Here is a 16996-nt window from a genome sequence, read left to right on the forward strand (position 1 = left end):
ATGAGTGGCCCGCACGTTGCGGCGTGGGCGCCCGGCGGCATCGGCGAGATCGCGCCCGGCGACGACCTGGCCGAGATCATCGGCGACGCGCTCGAGCGCGACGAGCACGGATGCCGCGACGGTGACATCCTCGTCGTCACCTCGAAGATCGTGTCGAAGGCCGAGGGGCGGGTGGTGCAGGCATCCGATCGCGAGGACGCGATCACGGCCGAGACGGTGCGAGTGGTCGCCACGCGCGCCTACGACGGCGGGCTCACCCGCATCGTCGAGAACCGGCTCGGCGTCGTCGGTGCCGCGGCGGGCGTCGACGCCTCGAACACGCCCGAGGGCACCGTGCTGCTGCTGCCGCTCGACCCGGACGCGAGCGCCCGGGCGCTGTGCGCGGCGCTGCGCGCGCGGTTCGGGGTGCGGCTCGGCGTCATCGTCTCGGACACTCTCGGCCGCGCCTGGCGCATCGGCCAGACCGACATCGCGATCGGCGCCGCCGGCGTGCGGGTCATCGACGACCTGCGCGGGTCGACGGATGCGCAGGGCCGCACGCTCGCCGTCACGCAGCCGGTCGTCGCCGACGAGCTCGCCGGCCTCGGCGACCTCGTGAAGGGGAAGGCCTCCGGTCGGCCGGTCGCCGTCGTGCGTGGGATGGGGCGGCTCGTGACCGACGAGGTCGACACCCCGGGGGCGCGCACACTGCCGCGCACCGGGCCGACCGACATGTTCCGCCTCGGCACCGACGAGGCGTACCGGGCGGGGTACGCCGACGGGCGCGCGGGGGTCGCGCCGCGCCCTGAATCGGCGGGAGTCGCGCCGCGACCTGAGTCTCTGAACGACGCGAGGTCTCTGAACGACGCGAGGTCTCTGAACGATGCGAGGGATGGATGAGCTGGCTGATCGTGATCCCGTTCAAGGGGGCGCCGGGTGCGAAGAGCCGCCTGGCGGCCGTGTACGACGACGGGCAGCGGTCGGCGCTCGCACGCGCCTTCGTCGCCGACACCGTCGCCGCGGTGCGTGCGGTTCCCGCGGTCGCGGGGGTCACCGTGGTGTCGAACGAGGCGGGTCTCGACCGGCTGCTCGGCGCCGCCGAGGGGATCGCCCCCGCGAGCGCGCTCGCGCCGGTCGAGGTGCTGCCCGACCCGGGCGACGGGCTCAACGGAGCGGTGCGGCACGGCATCGCCTCCTTCCGCGGGCAGGAGCCCACCGGGCACATCGCCGTGCTGCTCGGCGACCTGCCCGGGCTCGCGCCCGAGGAGCTGGCACGTGCGCTGGAGCTCGCGCAGGAGCATCCGCTCGCCTATGTGGCGGATGCCTCGGGCACCGGCACCACGATGATCACGATCGCCCCGGACGCGGCGGCCGAGCCGATGTTCGGGGAGGGGTCGGCCGCCGCGCACGCCGCCGCCGGGTTCACGCGGCTAGAGGTGCCGGCGGAGTGGGGCCTGCGCCGGGACGTGGACTCGCCCGAGGATCTCGCCGCGCTGCCCGCGCCGGGCCGGCACACGCGGCTCGCGATGTCGGCCGCGTAGAGCGGGACCCGCCCAGGCGGCTCAGGCGGCTCAGGCGGCCTGCGCGATCGCCTCGAAGTCGGCGTCGGAGAGCTGCACCGAGGTGGCCGCGATGTTGTCCTCGAGGTGCGCCACGCTCGACGTGCCCGGGATCGGCAGCATGGCCGGCGACCGCTTCAGCAGCCAGGCGAGGGCGAGCTGCGACGGCGTCGCGCCGCTCTTCTCGGCGATGGCCGCGAGCGGGCCGCCGGGCTTCGCCAGCTCGCCGGTCGCGAGCGGGAACCACGGGATGAAGCCGATGCCGTGCTCAGTCGCGTGGTCGAGCAGGGCCTCGGACTGCCGGTTCGCCACGTTGTAGAGGTTCTGCACGGTGACGATCTCCGCGATCTGCTGCGCGGCCTGCAGCTGCTCGATCGAGACCTCGGAGAGGCCGATGTGGCGGATCTTGCCCTCGTCCTGCAGCTTCTTCAGCTCGCCGACCTGGTCTTCGAGCGGCACCTCGGGATCGATGCGGTGCAGCTGCAGCAGGTCGATGCGCTCGAGGCCGAGGTTGCGCAGGCTCAGCTCGACCTGCTGGCGCAGGTAGGCGGGGCGGCCGACCGGGGTCCACTGGTCCGGGCCCTGGCGGGTCAGGCCCGCCTTCGTCGCGATGACGAGGCCCTCCGGGTACGGGTGCAGCGCCTTCTTGATCAGCTGCTCGGCCACAACCGGGCCGTAGCTGTCGGCGGTGTCGATGAAGTCCACCCCGAGCTCGACGGCGCGGCGCAGCACGCGCACCGCCACGTCCGGGTCCTTCGGGTCGCCCCACACGCCGGGACCGGTGAGCTGCATCGAGCCGAAGCCGAGCCGGTTCACGGTGAGGTCGCCGCCGATCGTGAAGCTGCCCGAAGCGGCGGCGTTGATGGTGGTGGTGTCTGTGATCGTCTGCGCGGTGTTCTCTGTGTTCGTCTCGGGGGTGCTCATGTTGACGGTAAGTACCCGCGGGCGCGGTGCATTCCCGGGGTCGAGCGGAAGCAGGATGCCGTGGATGGCTCGAGCGGCGCGAAATCACCCTTCTGCCCGGTGGTGAGGGCACATTTCGCACCTCTCGTGCGACGCCCGCCGGCCTCAGAACTCCGCGGCGAAGTCGAGCGCGGCGCCGGCCAGGGCGGCCGACGAGGCGGCGTCCTTCATCCACAGCGGCACGGCCCGGGTGCGGATGCCGAGGGCTTCCACGCGGGACACCGCGTCCGCGTCCTCCTCGGCGACGAGCCATCCGTCGAGAATGCCGTTCCGGCGCCGGCGGGCGCCGTAGAACTCCGCGACCGCCGCGGACGAGGTCTCCACCCCGATGGCCGACAGGCAGGCGTCGGCCATGCCGCGCACGACCCGGCCGGCGATGATCGGCGAGACGCCGATGACGGGGGCGGATGCCGCGGCGAGCGCCTCCCGCACCCCGGGCACCGCGAGGATGGTGCCGATCGACACCACCGGGTTCGAAGGGGCGAGGAGCAGCGCATCCGCCTGCTCGATCGCCTCGCGCACCTGCCACGTGGTCGACGCGCCCTGCAGCCCGACCTGCTCGAAGCGGGTGGTGGGCAGCGCGGCGCGGTAGCGCACCCACCACTCCTCGAAGTGGATGAGCTCGGGGCCCTCGCCGCGGTCGACCTCGACGTGGGTCTCGACCTCGGAGTCCGTCATGGGCAGCAGTCGCACGGGCAGGCCCGCGCCGTCGTTCCAACGGGCGGTGAGCCGCTCGACGGCGGAGGTCAGCGACAGGCCCTCGCGCAGCATCGCCGTGCGGGCGATGTGGGTGCCGAGGTCGAGGTCGCCGAGGGTGAACCACGGCCAGCCGACCCCGTATGCGGCCAGCTCGGCCGACACGCGCTCGGACTCGCCCGCGCGCCCCCAGCCGCGCTGCTCGTCGTTCACCCCGGCGAGCGTGTACATCATCGAGTCGAGGTCGGGGGTGACGCGCAGCCCGGCGATCCAGGCGTCGTCGCCGGTGTTCACGATCGCGGTCACGTTCGGACGCTCGGCGGGCGAGGGATGCCGCCGCTCCAGCTCGGCGACGAGCCCGCGCGTGAAGCGCGCTCCGCCGACTCCTCCGACGAACACGACGAGGTTCTGTTTCTGCACCTGATGAGCCTAAGCGGCCCTCGTCGCACGCTTTGTCGCGGGGAGCTCTCCCCATTCCGCGGGGGCGGGAGCGCTCATAGCGTGCTCCTAACATCCGGACCGTGAAATCCGATCCGCGAGGGTCCGCGAGGGGGGAAGTCATGAATCGCACTGTCAGCAGCCCGTCCGCCGCCGTGGCCGGGCTGATCGCCATCGGGCTGGTCGCCGCCCTGACCGGCTGCGGCTCCCACGACGCCGAGGAGAGCGCGTCGAAGACCGCGCCGAAGACCTCGGCGTCGGCCTCACCGACACCCAAGCCGCAGCTGATCGAATACAACGGCGCCGTGGAGCTGCTGGGGGTCAGCGGCGACGGCTACGCGCTGCTGGCGCAGGACACCCGGATCGCCGGCGGCGACGCACCGGTTCTCGAGAGCACGTTCACGGATGCAGAGTCCACGACGCACTTCGCCGTCGTGGATGACACCGGCACGACCGTGGACTGGGCGGATGCGCCCCAGATCGACGTGTTCCAGGCGCGGCTCAGCGAGGCCGGGGTGATCGTTCTGGGCACGAGCGCCGATTCCGCGCTCGGTGCCTCGGGCGTGGTCGCCGCGCTCGACCCGAAGACGGGCGCGACGAAGTGGTCGGTGGAGGCCGACGTGCCGGATTCCGAACTGAGCGACGACGGCTGCGAACTGGAGTTGGCGCAGAAGAGCGCCGTGGTGCTCGCCTGCGAGCAGGACGACGACACCGCCTACCGGGTGCTCGACGCGAGCGACGGCAGCGAGCGCTTCGTGCAGGAGCCGACGAAGCTCGCCGGGACGTCGTGGATCTCGGTCGCCGACCCCACCGTCGCCGTCTACTCGGACGGGACCAAGAACACGATCTCCGTGGTCGACGAGGAGGGCGAGCCGAGCAGCACCTTCGAGTCGGAACACTGGCAGCCCGGCCTCGACTCGGTGAGCGCGGACAGCGATACCGCGAACTACGATCCGCGGTACGACGACACCGCGACGGTGAACGGCGCGTTCCCGGTCACGGGCTACCGGGACGCGAAGACCGTCGCGAAGGGCACCGTGTCGCTGATCAAGCAGGACGGCACGGCGGCCTGGAGCGTGAAGACCGACGGCGAGGTCGTCGGCGCGAACGACGACTACGTCGTCGTCACCGTCCCCTCGACGCACAAGCTGGTCTTCCTCGACGGGGCGACCGGAAAGGTGGCGAAGACCGTCGACGCGCCGGCCGGCAGCGCGCTCGAGCAGGTGGCGCAGGTGGCATTCGTCGACGACGACACCGTGGCGATCACCTTCGGCGGCACCGAGCTGAACTACGACTTCGGGGATGTCGACAAGCTCGCGAGCACCGTGCTCCTCGCCCCGATCGACACGCTCTCCCAGGCCGCCGCGCTTCCGCCCACGCCCACGGCGACCCCGAGCCCCGAGTCGAGCTACTGAGTCGAGCTACTGAGCTGAGCGACCGAGTCGAGCCCCGAGTCGAGCTACTGAGCCGCAGGGCGCCGCTGCCGACGCGTTCCGGGCGACATAATCGGTACATGTCAGACCCTGCGCTGGACCCCGCATCCGACTTCGCGCTGGACCCCGCCGACCAACGGCTCGCCTCCGAACTCGACCGGGCACACGTGTTCCACTCCTGGTCGGCTCAGGCGAACCTCGACCCGCTGGTCTTCGCCGGCGGCCGGGGCGTGCGGCTCTGGGACTACGAAGGCCGCCGATACCTCGACATGTCGAGCCAGCTGGTCAACGTGAACATCGGCTACCAGCATCCGAAGGTCGTCGCCGCCATCCAGCAGCAGGCCGCGCAGCTGACCACCATCGACCCGAAGCACGCGAACCTCGCCCGCGGCAAGGCGGCCCGGCTGATCCTGGAGAAGGCGAACCTGAAGGGCGCCGACTTCAACCGCGTGTTCTTCACCAACGGCGGAGCCGACGCCAACGAGAACGCGATCCGCCTCGCCCGCCTCACCACCGGCCGCGACACCGTGCTGTCGACCTACCGCTCCTACCACGGCAACACGGGCGCGGCGATCGTCGCCACCGGCGACTGGCGACGGATGCCCAACCAGTACGCCCGCGGCCACGTGCACTTCTTCGGGCCCTACCTCTACCGCAGCGAGTTCTGGGCCGAGACCGAGGAGCAGGAGAGCGAACGCGCGCTGCACCACCTCGAGCGGGTCATCCAGGCCGAGGGACCCGACACCATCGCGGCGATCCTGCTCGAGACGGTGCCGGGCACGGCCGGCGTCATGGTGCCGCCGCCCGGCTATCTCGCCGGCGTGCGCGAGCTCGCCACCCGGTACGGCATCGTCTTCATCGCCGACGAGGTGATGGCCGGGTTCGGCCGCACCGGGCACTGGTTCGCGCACCAGGCGTGGGACGTGACGCCCGACCTGATCACCTTCGCCAAGGGCGTCAACTCGGGCTACGTGCCGATGGGCGGGGTGATCATTTCGCCCGCGATCGCGGAGCAGTTCGACGAGCGCGTCTTCCCCGGAGGGCTGACGTACTCCGGGCACCCGCTGGCCGCAGCATCCGTTGTCGCCACCATCGAGGCGATGACCGACGAGCGCATCGTCGAGAACGCGGCGTCGCTCGGCGCCACGGCGATCGGCCCCGCGCTCGCCGAGTTGCAGGCCAGGCACCCCGAGGTGGTCGGCGAGGTGCGCGGGCTCGGCTGCTTCTGGGCGATCGAGCTCGTGACGGATGCCGCGAGCCGCACGCCCCTCCCCGACGCCGTGATGGCGCGCATCAAGGCGGGCCTGCTCGAGCGCGGGGTGCTGCCGTTCGTGCAGAACAACCGCATCCACGTGGTTCCTCCGCTCGTGGCGACGCCCGACGACATCGCCGAAGCCTTCGCGGCCTACGACGCGGTGCTCGCCGACGTGGCCGTGCCGGCCTGAGCTGTGCCGGCCTGTGCTGTGCCGGCCTGTGCTGTGCCGGCCTGAGTAGGCTCGCGCCGCGCGGGCGCGAGCCTGCTGTCAGCAGGCCATCAGTAGGATGTACGCCGTGACCGACGCACGTCAGCAGCTCATCGAGTACATCAAGTCCGACGCCGTGTTCCACGGGGACTTCACGCTGACGAGCGGCAAGAAGGCCAGCTACTACGTCGACCTGCGCAAGGTCAGCCTCGACCACCGGGTCGCCCCGCTGATCGGCCAGGTGATGCTCGACCTGATCGCGGACATCCCCGACGTGGCCGCGGTGGGGGGCATGACCATGGGCGCCGACCCGATCGCGGCGGCGATCCTGCATCAGGGAGCGGCCCGCGGCCTCGCCTACGACGCATTCGTCGTGCGCAAGGAGCCCAAGGACCACGGCCGCGGCCGCCAGGTCGAGGGCCCCGACCTCGCCGGCAAGCGCGTCATCGTGCTCGAAGACACCTCCACCACGGGCGGGTCGCCGCTGAAGGCCATCGAGGCGCTGAAGAAGGTCGGCGCCGAGATCGCCGCCGTCGCCGTCGTCGTCGACCGCGCGACCGGCGCCAAGGAGGCCATCGAGGCGGCCGGATACCCCTACTACGCCGCCGTCGGTCTCGACGATCTGGGGCTGGCCGGGTGAGCGACCCCACCGAACCGCGCGAGCCGCACCCGTCGCACGAGCCGGACCCGCAGCAGGAGCCGGGCGAGCAGGAGCCGGGCGAGCAGGCCGCGCAGGCCGAGGGCGCGGCCGCGGCGCCCGAGCCGGGTTCCCCGGAGTGGTTCCTCGCGCAGCTGACCGGCGGCCGCATCACCAGCCGTCGCGAGCGGCGCGAGGCCGAGGCGGTGCTCGAGGCCGAGGGCGTCGAGGTTCCCGCCGAGCTCGCGAGCGACGACACGGGTGAGACGGATGCGTCGGCCGAGCCGGCCCCGCGACCGGATGCCCCGCACGCCTCGGATGCCTCGGATGCCTCGGAAGCCCCGGAATCCTCGGAGTCGCAGCGCCCCAAGACGCGCTTCTCCTGGGACACCGGCCTGGTCGAGCCGATCGCACCGGAGGAGCCCGCGGAGCCCATCGGTTCCGCAGAGCCTGCAGAGCCTGCGGAGCCCACGGAGCCCGCCGGTGCTACGACGGAGGGCGAGAGCGACACCGCCGTGCCCTTCATGTGGCACCTCGCCCCGACCTCCGACCCCGACCCGTTCGTCGTCCCGGCGAAGCCCGCGCTCCCCGAGGAGCGCGAAGCGCCCTCCTCTCCGGTCCCTGAGGAGCGCGAAGCGCCGACCTCTCCGGTCCCTGAGGAGCGCGAAGCGCGTCTCGAAGGGTCCACCCCTCCGGTCCCTGAGGAGCGCGAAGCGCGTCTCGAAGGGTCCTCCTCTCCGCTCCCTGAGGAGCGCGAAGCGCGTCTCGAAGGGCCCGCATCCGACGAGCCCCGAGACGAGCCGGCCGTCGACGGCCTGCTCGGCCGCCCGTTGACGCCGCCCGCGTTCGACCCCTTCGCGCAAGACCTCTTCAACCCGCACCCCGAGATCAGCACGCCCATCCCGTCGGTCGACGAATTCACGATCCCCGACGAGGAACCGGTCGACGAGCCCGCATCCCCGCGCCAAGACGGCCCCCACATCACATCAGACTGGAGTGACATCACCGCGCTCTTCGGAGGCGGCAGCGTCGGCGAAGACGACGAAGACGACGACGCGGACGTAGATGCAGACGCGGACGACGCAGACGCAGACGACGCAGACGCAGACGGCGCAGACGCAGACGTAGACGACGAAGACGTCGACGACGAAGCCGCCGCGGCTGCGCCCACGGTCGCCTTCACGCCGGGAACGGCCACCCCGGGCGCATCCGAGACGCCGTCCACCGAAAAGCCGGTCGACGCATTCGACGGTGCGCTGGCACGCCAAGCATCCCCCGCGCCCACGGCCCCGCTGCTCTCGGCCGCCGTCCCTCCCGTTCCGCCGTATCTGGACCGGCCGTATCCCAACCAGCCGGCGACGCGCCCTCAAGCCGAGCACACGCGCACCCCGCGCACGAACCGCTGGCTGCTCCTGGTGGCGGTCGTGCTCGCCGCCGTGCTCGTGGCGGTCGGGCTCTACGCGCTCGGTCGCGCGGTGGCATCCGGCGGGAACCGCGCGCCCGCGGCGGCGAGCACGACCTCCGCGAGCGCCCGCGCGACGACCTCCTCGAGCCCGACGCGGACCAAGACGGCGAGCGCCACTCCGAGCGCGACTCCGACGCCGAGCATCCCTGCCACCGGAGCGCTGCCGGCCGGCACCTACCAGTGGGACGAGTTGCGCGGCGGCGAGTGCCTGCAGCCCTTCACCACGCCCTGGGCGCAGGAGTTCACCGTCGTTCCGTGCCAGGGGCCGCACGCGGCGCAACTCGTCTACACCGCGCCGTACTCCAGCGACCCGGATGCCGCCTTCCCCGGCGAGAGCGCGATCGCCGCGCAGATCAACCTGCTGTGCAGCAAGCCGGGGATCATCGACATGACGGCGGCGGCCGCGTACAACGACATCCAGCTCGTCGGCGCCTACCCGGTCACCGAGGAGCAGTGGAACAACGGCCAGCGCAACTACTACTGCTTCGCGGACCGCTCGTCGGGGCAGCCGCTGACCGCGTCGATCGCCGGCCCCGGGCCCACGCAATAGCGCTGCGTCACTGCAGCATCACAGCAGCCCGAGCTCCTGCGCGCGCGTGACCGCCCGCGTGCGGTCGTCCACCTCGAGCTTCTCGAAGACGTGCAGCAGGTGCGTCTTCACCGTGGCCTCCGCGATGAACAGCGCCGCCGCGATCTGCGGATTGCTGCGCCCCGCCGCCACCAGCGCGAGCACCTCGAGCTCGCGGGCCGACAGCTTCGGCGCGCCGGCGCGTCCGTCCCGCACCCGGTTCACGAGCGCGGCGGCGATCGACGGCGCGAGCGCCGTCTTGCCGGCGGCGACCGCCCGCACGGCGGCGACGATCTCCTCCGCGGGCGCGGCCTTCAGCAGATAGCCGCTCGCGCCCGCCTCGATCGCGGCGAGGATGTCGTCGTCGGTGTCATACGTCGTCAGCACCAGCACGCGCGGAGGAGCCGAACCGCGAAGCATCCGCTCGGTCGCATCGGCGCCGCCCAGTGCGGGCATGCGCAGGTCCATCAGCACCACGTCGGGTGCGGTCTGCGCCGCCGACGCGACCGCCTCGGCTCCGTCGGCCGCCTCGCCGACCACCTCGATGTCCGCGGCGCTCGCGAGCGTCGCGACGATTCCGCTGCGCACGATCGGATGGTCGTCGGCGACCAGCACCCGGATCACGACGCCGGCTCCTGCCCGACCGGCCCCTGTCTGACGGGCAGCTTCCCGACCGGCGGCTTCCCGACCGGCAGGGCGATGACGAGCTCCGCGCCGCCCGTCGGCCGGTTCGCGAGGGTGAGCCGGCCGCCGAGCATGCGCACCCGCTCGCGCATGCCGTCGAGGCCGAATCCCCGGTCGCCGAAACCCCCGTCGCCGAAACCCCCGCCGCCGGTTCCCGGGTCATCGGATGCCTCGCGCACCCCCACCCCGTCGTCGCGAACGGTCAACCGCGCCTCGGTCCCGGCCGGATCACCCGCGGACACGAGCGCGACCTCGAGCTCGACCCGCTGGGCCGCGGCGTGCTTGCGCACGTTCGCGAGGCCCTCCTGCGCGCAGCGCAGCAGCACCACCTCCTGCTCGCGGGCGATGCGCGGCTCTCCCCCGTCAGGCCCGTCAGGCCCACCAGGCACACCAGGCCCGTCGGGCCCGTCGGGCCCCACGTCCACCGTCACCTCGATCCCGGTCTCGCGGCGGAATCGCGCGGCGAGCCGGCCGAGCGCCTCGGCCAGCCCCGACTCCATCGGCACCGGGGTCGTGGTCGCGACGAGGGCCCGGGTCTCTGCGAGCGTCTCGCGCGCGGTGGCCTCGATGGTCGCGATGGTCTCCGCCGGGGTGCTCGGGTCGCCCCCGCGCAACTCCCGGCCCGCGCGCTCGGCGAGCATGACGAGCGCGGTCAGGCTCTGCGCGACCGTGTCATGCACCTCGCGGGCGAGCCGCGCCCGCTCGCTGGTGACCCCGGCCTCGCGGTGCATGGCGGCGAGCTCGTCCTGCGCGGCTGTGAGCTCGGCGAGCAGCCGCGCCCGCTCCGCGCCGTAGCGGGCGATGTTGCTGATCCAGACGCCCAGCACGATCGAGAAGGTCACCGACAGCACCGCGACCGCGGCGCCGCCGGTCCAGCCCGCCGCATCCCGTCCGTTCATGGGGCTCAGGCCATAGCCGAGGAACACCGCCACGCCGATGGCCAGGTTCGCGGCGATCGCCCCGCGGGTGCCGCTCCAGGGCAGCGTCCACACCAGCGGGTAGGCCACACACTGCAGCGTGGCCAGCGCAGGGTATCCGTACACGCTCACCCCGACCAGCGCGGCCACGATCACGGCGCACGCGACGGATGCGACGGGTGCCGTGCCATCGGCGACGGTCAGCAGCCGCCGGGCGAGGAACGCGTAGACCAGCGCGAATCCGGCCAGCATGCACCAGCTGACCGGGTTCCGGTTGAACGGCTCCGACATGCCGAGCAGCACACCGCACGCCCCGAGACCCGCCGCGATCACGGCGTCCCACCAGCGCGGTTGGATCAGCATGCGATCACTCTTTCACGCGCTCGCGCTGCCGCCACAGGCATCCGTGCCCACACCTGCATGCCCTCACCTGCGTGCTCTCACGCGTCCGTGCGGATCCAGCGGAACGTGAGCCGCGTGACCACGAGCCCGAGCACCAGCCACCCCGCCAGCACGAGCGCCACCCAGCCGAGGTTCCACTCATGGCCGACCTCGAGCGTCTTGAAGCCGTCGGGCAGGAACACCGAGCGCATGCCCTGCGCGAGCCACTTCAGGGGGAAGAAACTCGCGAGGTTCTGCATCCACGTGGGAAGCTGCGCGAAGGGCAGGTAGACGCCCGAGATGAACTGCAGGAACAGCACCAGCGGGATCACCACCGCCGTCGCGCTGCGCCCCGACCGCGGCACCGCCGACAGGGCGATGCCGAGCAGCGAGCAGGTGAGGATGCCGAGCAGGTAGATCCAGGCGAGGTCGAGCCAGCGTTCGGGGTCGCTCGGCAACGCGATGCCGAACACCGTGCGCGCGAACAGCAGCAGCAGGATCAGCTGCACGACGCCGGTGAGCAGGCTCGAGAGCATCTTGCCGATGAAGTACGACAGCGGCGGCAGCGGAGTGCCGCCGAGTCGCTTCAGCGTGCCGTCGCTCTTCTCCTGGGCGATGGCGACGGCCAGGTTCTGCACCCCGGACAGCAGCACGCCGGCCGCGACCATGCCCGGCAGGTAGTAGGCGCCGAAGCTCACCTTCGGCCCGCCGGGGCCGGTGCCGATGTCGCCGGTCGCGCTGAACGCGGCGGTGAAGATGCCGAGCATGATGATCGGGAACAGGAAGGTGAAGAACAGCGCGTCGAACTGCCGGAAGTAGGAGACGATCTCGTAGCGCGTGCGCACCGCGCCCAGGGCGATGGTGTTCATGCGGCCGCGCCTCGGATCAGCTGCAGGTACACGTCCTCCAGGCTCGGGCGGATCACTTCCAGACGGGGCGGTTCGCCGCCGAACCGCGCGGCGAGCTCGGCGACGAGGCGGGCCGGCTCATGCGTGCGCTGTTCCCGGATGCCTGCGCCTTCGGCCCATCGCACGTAGGGCACCCGGGCTTCGGCCCCGCCGATGCGGTCGACCGGCCCGATGTCCACGAGTCGCCCGGCGGCGATGATGCCGACCCGGTCGGCGAGCTGCGCCGCCTCGTCGAGGTAGTGGGTGGTGAGCAGGATGCTCGTGCCCTCGTCCCGCAGTCGCCGGATCAAGCCCCAGAACTCCCGCCGCGCCGAGGGGTCGAAGCCCGTGGTCGGCTCGTCGAGGAAGAGCAGCTCGGGTCGTCCGACGATGCCGAGCGCCACGTCGACGCGGCGCCGCTGCCCTCCCGAGAGCCTGTCGATGCGCGCATTCGCCTTCTGCGTGAGACCCACGGCGTCGATCACCTCGTCCACGGGGCGCGGGTGCGGGTAGAAGCTCGCGAACTGCCGCAGCATCTGCCGCACCGTGAGCACGTTCTGCTCGCTCGCCGACTGCAGCACGATGCCGATGCGCGCCTTCCAGGCGAGCAGCGCCCGCCCGTGCAGCCGTTGCGGATCGGCGCCGAGAACCTCGACGTCGCCCGCCGTTCGGCGGTGGTACCCCTCGAGGATCTCGATGGTCGACGACTTGCCGGCCCCGTTCGGGCCGAGCAGCGCGAACACCTCGCCGTGCCCGATGTCGAAGTCGATGCCGTCGACCGCTGTGACGGTGCTGCGGGTGCTGCCGATGCTGCCGGTGCTGCCGGTGCCCTCGCTGCCGCCGTACTCCTTGCGCAGGCCGCGGACGGCGACGGCCGGTTCAGGTGACGATGTCATGCGCCCACACTGGCTGCTCCCCGTGGCCGCCGAAAGCGGGCATCCGATTGATCTCGACATCAACCTGTCGGTTGATGCGCGGTGATCTCAGCATCAACCGCATGGTTGATGCGCAGAGTGCGCGCTACACGTCGTGGCGCGGGCCTTCGCCCTCCCACTCGACGGGCTCGGAGGCGACCAGTTCGCTCACGCCCGAGATGATCTCGTCGGGTCGGAACGGGTAGCGCAGCACCTCCTTCTCGTCGCTGATGCCGGTCAGCACCAGGATCGTGTGCAGGCCGGCCTCGATGCCGGCCACGATGTCGGTGTCCATGCGGTCGCCGATCATCGCCGTCGTCTCCGAGTGGGCCCCGATCTTGTTCATCGCCGAGCGGAACATCATCGGGTTGGGCTTGCCGACCACGTACGGCTCCTTGCCGGTGGCCTTCGTGATCAGCGCCGCGATCGCGCCCGTCGCGGGCAGCGGCCCGTCGGCGCTCGGGCCCGTCGCGTCGGGATTGGTCGCGATGAAGCGCGCGCCCTTGTCGATGAGACGGATCGCCTTGGTGATCGCCTCGAAGCTGTAATTGCGCGTCTCGCCGACGACCACGAAGTCGGGGTTGGTCTCGGTCATGATGAACCCGGCCTCGTGCAGCGCCGTCGTGATGCCCGCCTCGCCGATCACGAACGCACTGCCGTTCGGGATCTGGCTCTGGCAGAACGCCGCCGTCGCGAGCGCCGAGGTCCAGATCCGCTCTTCGGGCACCGAGATGCCCGAGATGCGCAGCCGTGCGGCGAGGTCGCGCGGGGTGAAGATCGAGTTGTTGGTCAGGATCAGGTACTCCAGACCCTGCGCATCCCACTGCGCCAGGAGGTCGGAAGCGCCGGGAAGGGCCTTGCTCTCGTGCACGAGCACGCCGTCCATGTCGGTCAGCCAGGCTTCGATCTCGCTGCGGTCTCGCATACGCCCAGGTTATTAGGCTTGCGGGGTGGACCAGACCCCGCCGGAGTCGCCCGAGCTGAGCACGCACGGTGTGGGTCCCTGGCCGGGCGGCCGGGAGGCCTGGCCGGCCGGCGAGCAGTACGACCCCGAACTGCTCGCCCGCGGCGACACCCGCAACGTGATCGACCGGTACCGGTACTGGCGCATGGAGGCGATCGTCGCCGACCTCGATCGGCGGCGGCATCCGTTTCACATCGCCATCGAGAACTGGCAGCACGACCTCAACATCGGATCGATCGTGCGCAGCGCCAACGCGTTCCTCGCCGACACGGTGCACATCGTCGGCCGGCGCCGCTGGAACAAGCGCGGCGCCATGGTCACCGACCGCTACCAGCACGTGCTGCACCACGACTCGGTCGACGAGCTCGCCGCGTGGGCGCGCGAGCGTGAGCTGCCGATCATCGCCGTCGACAACGTGCCCGGCTCGGTGCTGATCGAGCGGTTCGCGCTGCCGCGGGCATGTGTGCTGCTGTTCGGCCAAGAAGGGCCGGGTCTGACGGATGCCGCGATCCGGGCCGCCGACGCCGTCGTGGAGATCTCCCAGTTCGGTTCCACCCGGTCGATCAACGCAAGCGCGGCCGCCGCGATCGCGATGCACCAGTGGGTCGTGCAGCACGCGCGGCTGCCCGCAGCATCCGACCGCTGAGGAGCCGCGACCCTTCGAGACGCGCGATGCGCTCCTCAGGGACCACCCTTCGAGACGCGCGATGCGCTCCTCAGGGACCACGGCGTCTCGAAGCGTCCGGCACGCTCGTGTCACCCCCACCCGTTAGCCTGCGCTCATGCGCATCCTGCACCTCTCCGACACGCATCTGCTCGCCGATCCCGAGGCCCGTCACAACGGGATCGACACGACCGCCGCACTCGAGCGCGTGCTCGCCCGCGCCGCCGTGGTCGAGGGCGTCGACCTCGTCGTCGCGAGCGGAGACCTGAGCGAAGACGGCGCTGCCGCCGCCTACGAGAAGCTGCGCGACCGCATCGAGCCGTTCGCCGCGGAACGCGGCGCCGCGACCGCCTACGTCATGGGCAACCACGACCTGCGCGACGGGTTCGAGCAGGTTCTCGGCCCGCGCGACGGCGTCGTCGAGGTGGCGGGTTACCGCGTGCTGCGCCTCGACACCTCCGTGCCGGGCGCCGGCTACGGCGAGCTCTCCGCCGAGCAGCTCGCGTGGGCGCGGCAGCAGCTCGCCGCCCCGGCCGAGCACGGCACGATCGTCGTCATGCACCACCCGCCGGTTCCGGCGTGGAGCGTGCTGCTGCACGCCCTCGAGCTGCAGAACCCGGCCGAGGCCCTCGAGGCGTTCGCCGCCGGCGACGTTCGGCTCGTCCTCTCCGGCCACTACCACCACGCCGTCGCCACCTGGGTCTCCGGCATCCCGGTCGTCGTCGCCCCCGGGGTCACGAACACGACCGACGCGCTCGCGCCGGCCGGGCACGAGCGGGCCGCGAGCGGCAGCGGATTCGCCGTGGTGGACGTGCCTGTGCAGGGGTCGCCCGCCGCGACCTTCGTGACCGCGCCCGCACCCGACGACGGCCGCTGGCTGTTCGATCTCGACCCGGACGGGGTGAAGGCCGTCGCGGAGAAGTTCGGGCCGCGGGTGTAGACCCGAGGTTCGGCCCCCGAGTGGGGGACTGTGGCGTCTCCCAGGTGCCGCCTGCGATACTGGGCGGCGCTTATGTCCAGACACCGCCAAAACCGTTCCGTCCTGGCGACGGTCGCGCAGTACCGCCGCCCCGCGGCGCTCGGTGGACTCGTCGGCGCAGCGTGCGCATTCGCGATCGCCGGAGCCTTCGTGACCTTCGGGATCGCCACGCACACGGGCGTTCAGTTCTCGCAGTCTGCGGCCGCGGTCGAGAGCGGCCCGAGCACCTCGGACGGCTCGTCGACGGCCGGATCCGCCACGACGCGTCCGCACCCGAGCACGACGACGAAGCCCCTCGCCGTGCGCAGCACCCCGCGCGCCTCCGGCACCCCGAGCGCTGCCGAGGCCGCCGCAGCCGCCGCGACGAAGACGGCCTCCCGCGCCGCCAACCCGGCACCCGTCACGCCGTCGCCGACGCCGACCGCTGCGAGCGGCTCCTCTGCGAGCGGCGCTTCCGCCTCGCCCAGCTCGAGCGCCTCCGCGAGCCAGGCGTCGTCCTCGGCCGGCGCCGCATCGGCGGCGCAGCCGACGACAGCTGCCGGCTCCTCTGCCGGCTCGTCTGCCGGGTCCTCCCCGAGCGCGACGCCCAGTTCCGCAGCCACCGCCCCTGCCACCGGGGGGTCGAGCGAGGACTGCACCGTCGCCCTCGGCTCGCTCTGCCTGATCCCCTGAGCCCTCAGGCGCGCAGCCACGCCGGCTCGAGCGCGGGCGAATCCAGTTCGGCGCCGTACGCCAGCACCGCCGTGCGCTCGATCAGTTCGCGCACCTCGCGCCAGCCCATTCCGGCGATGCCGAGGACGCACTCGATCACGAGGTCGTGGCCGCGTGCGGGCGCGAGGAAGGTGCGGCGCGACTCCGCGAGCACCGACAGCGCGGTCGATTCGATGAGGCGCGCCAGCGACGACGGGTCGATGTCGTCACGGATGGCTCCCGATGCGGCTCCGCGCTCGACGGTCTGCCTCAGCCTGATGCGCACCGGCTCGAGCATCCGTGCCACCTGATCGCGATGCCGGCCGTGGCCGGCGAGCCGGGTCAGCAGCCGCACGTCCTCGCTGTCGGCCCACAGCCGGGACGCGTGCAGGGCGAGCTCGACGCGGGGATCGGGGTGCGAGATCGGGTCGAGGGCCGCGGTCAGCTCGGCGGCCGCGTGCAGCAGCACCGCGTCGATGAGGTCGTCTCTGGTGTCGAAGTGCCCGTAGATCGCGCGGCGGGTGAGTCCGGCCTGCCGTGCGATCGCCTCGAGCGGAGTGTTGCGGTCCTGCATCAGCAGCACCGCGGCGGCGTCGAGGATCGCCTCGCGGTTCGCCTCGGCATCCTTGCGCGGCGCGCGCGGCTTCGAGGCGGATCCCTTCGACGCAGCGGTACCCCGAGAGGCGGTGTTCCCTCGAGTTTCGGCCATCCCCCG

The 16996-nt window shown here is 72.1% G+C and carries 17 protein-coding genes; 8 read left to right on the forward strand and 9 right to left on the reverse strand.

Annotation, left to right across the window (positions count from 1 at the left end):
* Together cofE and cofC are read left to right on the forward strand one after the other, a co-directional pair.
* Positions 1–879 carry a coenzyme F420-0:L-glutamate ligase gene (cofE, locus tag H563_RS15645; RefSeq protein ID WP_022882056.1) on the forward strand — a complete coding sequence of 293 codons (879 nt, stop codon included), beginning with the start codon at positions 1–3 and terminating at the stop codon, positions 877–879.
* Complete coding sequence (cofC, locus tag H563_RS0107870; RefSeq protein ID WP_022882057.1) at positions 876–1520, forward strand: 2-phospho-L-lactate guanylyltransferase; 645 nt, start codon at positions 876–878, stop codon at positions 1518–1520. Before cofE ends, cofC begins: the two co-directional genes overlap by 4 nt.
* Positions 1521–1550: 30 nt before the next feature.
* On the opposite strand, the gene H563_RS0107875 is transcribed toward cofC, so the two are convergent.
* Positions 1551–2420, reverse strand: coding sequence for an aldo/keto reductase (locus H563_RS0107875; protein WP_407635316.1), 870 nt, complete (start codon positions 2418–2420; stop codon positions 1551–1553).
* 186 nt (positions 2421–2606) lie between these two features.
* Positions 2607–3617 carry a 2-phospho-L-lactate transferase gene (gene cofD, locus H563_RS0107880; protein ID WP_022882059.1) on the reverse strand — a complete coding sequence of 337 codons (1011 nt, stop codon included), beginning with the start codon at positions 3615–3617 and terminating at the stop codon, positions 2607–2609.
* 140 nt (positions 3618–3757) lie between these two features.
* Between cofD and H563_RS0107885 the strand changes: the two genes are divergently transcribed.
* The 4 genes from H563_RS0107885 (at position 3758) to H563_RS0107900 (ending at position 9183) form a co-directional block, all read left to right on the forward strand.
* Positions 3758–5050, forward strand: coding sequence for a PQQ-binding-like beta-propeller repeat protein (locus H563_RS0107885; protein ID WP_033210030.1), 1293 nt, complete (start codon positions 3758–3760; stop codon positions 5048–5050).
* Positions 5051–5148: 98 nt separating this feature from the next.
* Positions 5149–6513, forward strand: a complete 1365-nt coding sequence (locus H563_RS0107890) for an aspartate aminotransferase family protein (RefSeq protein WP_022882061.1) — start codon at positions 5149–5151, stop codon at positions 6511–6513.
* A gap of 106 nt (positions 6514–6619) precedes the next feature.
* Positions 6620–7171: an orotate phosphoribosyltransferase gene (gene pyrE / locus H563_RS0107895; RefSeq protein WP_022882062.1), complete on the forward strand. Its 552-nt coding sequence runs from the start codon at positions 6620–6622 to the stop codon at positions 7169–7171.
* Positions 7168–9183 carry a hypothetical protein gene (locus H563_RS0107900; protein WP_022882063.1) on the forward strand — a complete coding sequence of 672 codons (2016 nt, stop codon included), beginning with the start codon at positions 7168–7170 and terminating at the stop codon, positions 9181–9183. The genes pyrE and H563_RS0107900 overlap by 4 nt, the downstream gene beginning before the upstream one ends.
* Before the next feature lie 18 nt (positions 9184–9201).
* Here H563_RS0107900 and H563_RS0107905 read toward each other — a convergent pair whose 3' ends face one another.
* The 5 genes from H563_RS0107905 to H563_RS0107925 all read right to left on the reverse strand — a co-directional run bounded on the left by H563_RS0107905 (position 9202) and on the right by H563_RS0107925 (position 13909).
* Positions 9202–9825: a response regulator gene (locus tag H563_RS0107905; RefSeq protein WP_022882064.1), complete on the reverse strand. Its 624-nt coding sequence runs from the start codon at positions 9823–9825 to the stop codon at positions 9202–9204.
* Entirely contained in the window at positions 9822–11165 is a 1344-nt protein-coding gene (locus H563_RS15650) for a sensor histidine kinase (protein WP_022882065.1), read from the reverse strand. Before H563_RS15650 ends, H563_RS0107905 begins: the two co-directional genes overlap by 4 nt.
* A gap of 77 nt (positions 11166–11242) precedes the next feature.
* On the reverse strand, positions 11243–12052 hold the full coding sequence (locus tag H563_RS0107915; RefSeq protein ID WP_022882066.1) for an ABC transporter permease: 810 nt from the start codon (positions 12050–12052) through the stop codon (positions 11243–11245).
* Complete coding sequence (locus tag H563_RS0107920; RefSeq protein WP_022882067.1) at positions 12049–12966, reverse strand: ABC transporter ATP-binding protein; 918 nt, start codon at positions 12964–12966, stop codon at positions 12049–12051. Before H563_RS0107920 ends, H563_RS0107915 begins: the two co-directional genes overlap by 4 nt.
* Positions 12967–13090: 124 nt before the next feature.
* Positions 13091–13909 (reverse strand): HAD-IIA family hydrolase, encoded by an 819-nt coding sequence (locus H563_RS0107925; protein WP_022882068.1) that lies wholly within the window; start codon positions 13907–13909, stop codon positions 13091–13093.
* Between the two features lie 25 nt (positions 13910–13934).
* Between H563_RS0107925 and H563_RS0107930 the strand changes: the two genes are divergently transcribed.
* Together H563_RS0107930 and H563_RS0107935 are read left to right on the forward strand one after the other, a co-directional pair.
* On the forward strand, positions 13935–14594 hold the full coding sequence (locus H563_RS0107930) for a TrmH family RNA methyltransferase (protein WP_022882069.1): 660 nt from the start codon (positions 13935–13937) through the stop codon (positions 14592–14594).
* A 136-nt stretch (positions 14595–14730) separates the two neighbouring features.
* Positions 14731–15552 (forward strand): metallophosphoesterase, encoded by an 822-nt coding sequence (locus H563_RS0107935; RefSeq protein ID WP_022882070.1) that lies wholly within the window; start codon positions 14731–14733, stop codon positions 15550–15552.
* A 221-nt stretch (positions 15553–15773) separates the two neighbouring features.
* Here the strand turns inward: H563_RS0107935 and H563_RS0107940 are convergent, their stop codons facing one another.
* Positions 15774–16193 (reverse strand): hypothetical protein, encoded by a 420-nt coding sequence (locus H563_RS0107940; protein ID WP_155865089.1) that lies wholly within the window; start codon positions 16191–16193, stop codon positions 15774–15776.
* A gap of 74 nt (positions 16194–16267) precedes the next feature.
* Positions 16268–16990 carry a TetR/AcrR family transcriptional regulator gene (locus H563_RS15655; protein WP_022882072.1) on the reverse strand — a complete coding sequence of 241 codons (723 nt, stop codon included), beginning with the start codon at positions 16988–16990 and terminating at the stop codon, positions 16268–16270.
* Between the last annotated feature and the right edge of the window lie 6 nt (positions 16991–16996).

It is taken from the genome of Gryllotalpicola ginsengisoli DSM 22003 (genome assembly GCF_000419445.1).
Taxonomy (GTDB): domain Bacteria; phylum Actinomycetota; class Actinomycetes; order Actinomycetales; family Microbacteriaceae; genus Gryllotalpicola; species Gryllotalpicola ginsengisoli.

What these genes read in the sequence shown, in the direction of transcription:
- H563_RS0107935 (WP_022882070.1), top strand. Translation starts at nt 14,731, where the DNA reads ATGCGCATCCTGCACCTCTCCGACACGCATCTGCTCGCCGATCCCGAG.
- H563_RS0107890 (WP_022882061.1), top strand. Translation starts at nt 5,149, where the DNA reads ATGTCAGACCCTGCGCTGGACCCCGCATCCGACTTCGCGCTGGACCCC.
- H563_RS15650 (WP_022882065.1), bottom strand. Translation starts at nt 11,165, where the DNA reads ATGCTGATCCAACCGCGCTGGTGGGACGCCGTGATCGCGGCGGGTCTC.
- H563_RS0107925 (WP_022882068.1), bottom strand. Translation starts at nt 13,909, where the DNA reads ATGCGAGACCGCAGCGAGATCGAAGCCTGGCTGACCGACATGGACGGC.
- H563_RS15655 (WP_022882072.1), bottom strand. Translation starts at nt 16,990, where the DNA reads ATGGCCGAAACTCGAGGGAACACCGCCTCTCGGGGTACCGCTGCGTCG.
- H563_RS0107920 (WP_022882067.1), bottom strand. Translation starts at nt 12,966, where the DNA reads ATGACATCGTCACCTGAACCGGCCGTCGCCGTCCGCGGCCTGCGCAAG.
- H563_RS0107915 (WP_022882066.1), bottom strand. Translation starts at nt 12,052, where the DNA reads ATGAACACCATCGCCCTGGGCGCGGTGCGCACGCGCTACGAGATCGTC.
- cofE (WP_022882056.1), top strand. Translation starts at nt 1, where the DNA reads ATGAGTGGCCCGCACGTTGCGGCGTGGGCGCCCGGCGGCATCGGCGAG.
- cofC (WP_022882057.1), top strand. Translation starts at nt 876, where the DNA reads ATGAGCTGGCTGATCGTGATCCCGTTCAAGGGGGCGCCGGGTGCGAAG.
- H563_RS0107885 (WP_033210030.1), top strand. Translation starts at nt 3,758, where the DNA reads ATGAATCGCACTGTCAGCAGCCCGTCCGCCGCCGTGGCCGGGCTGATC.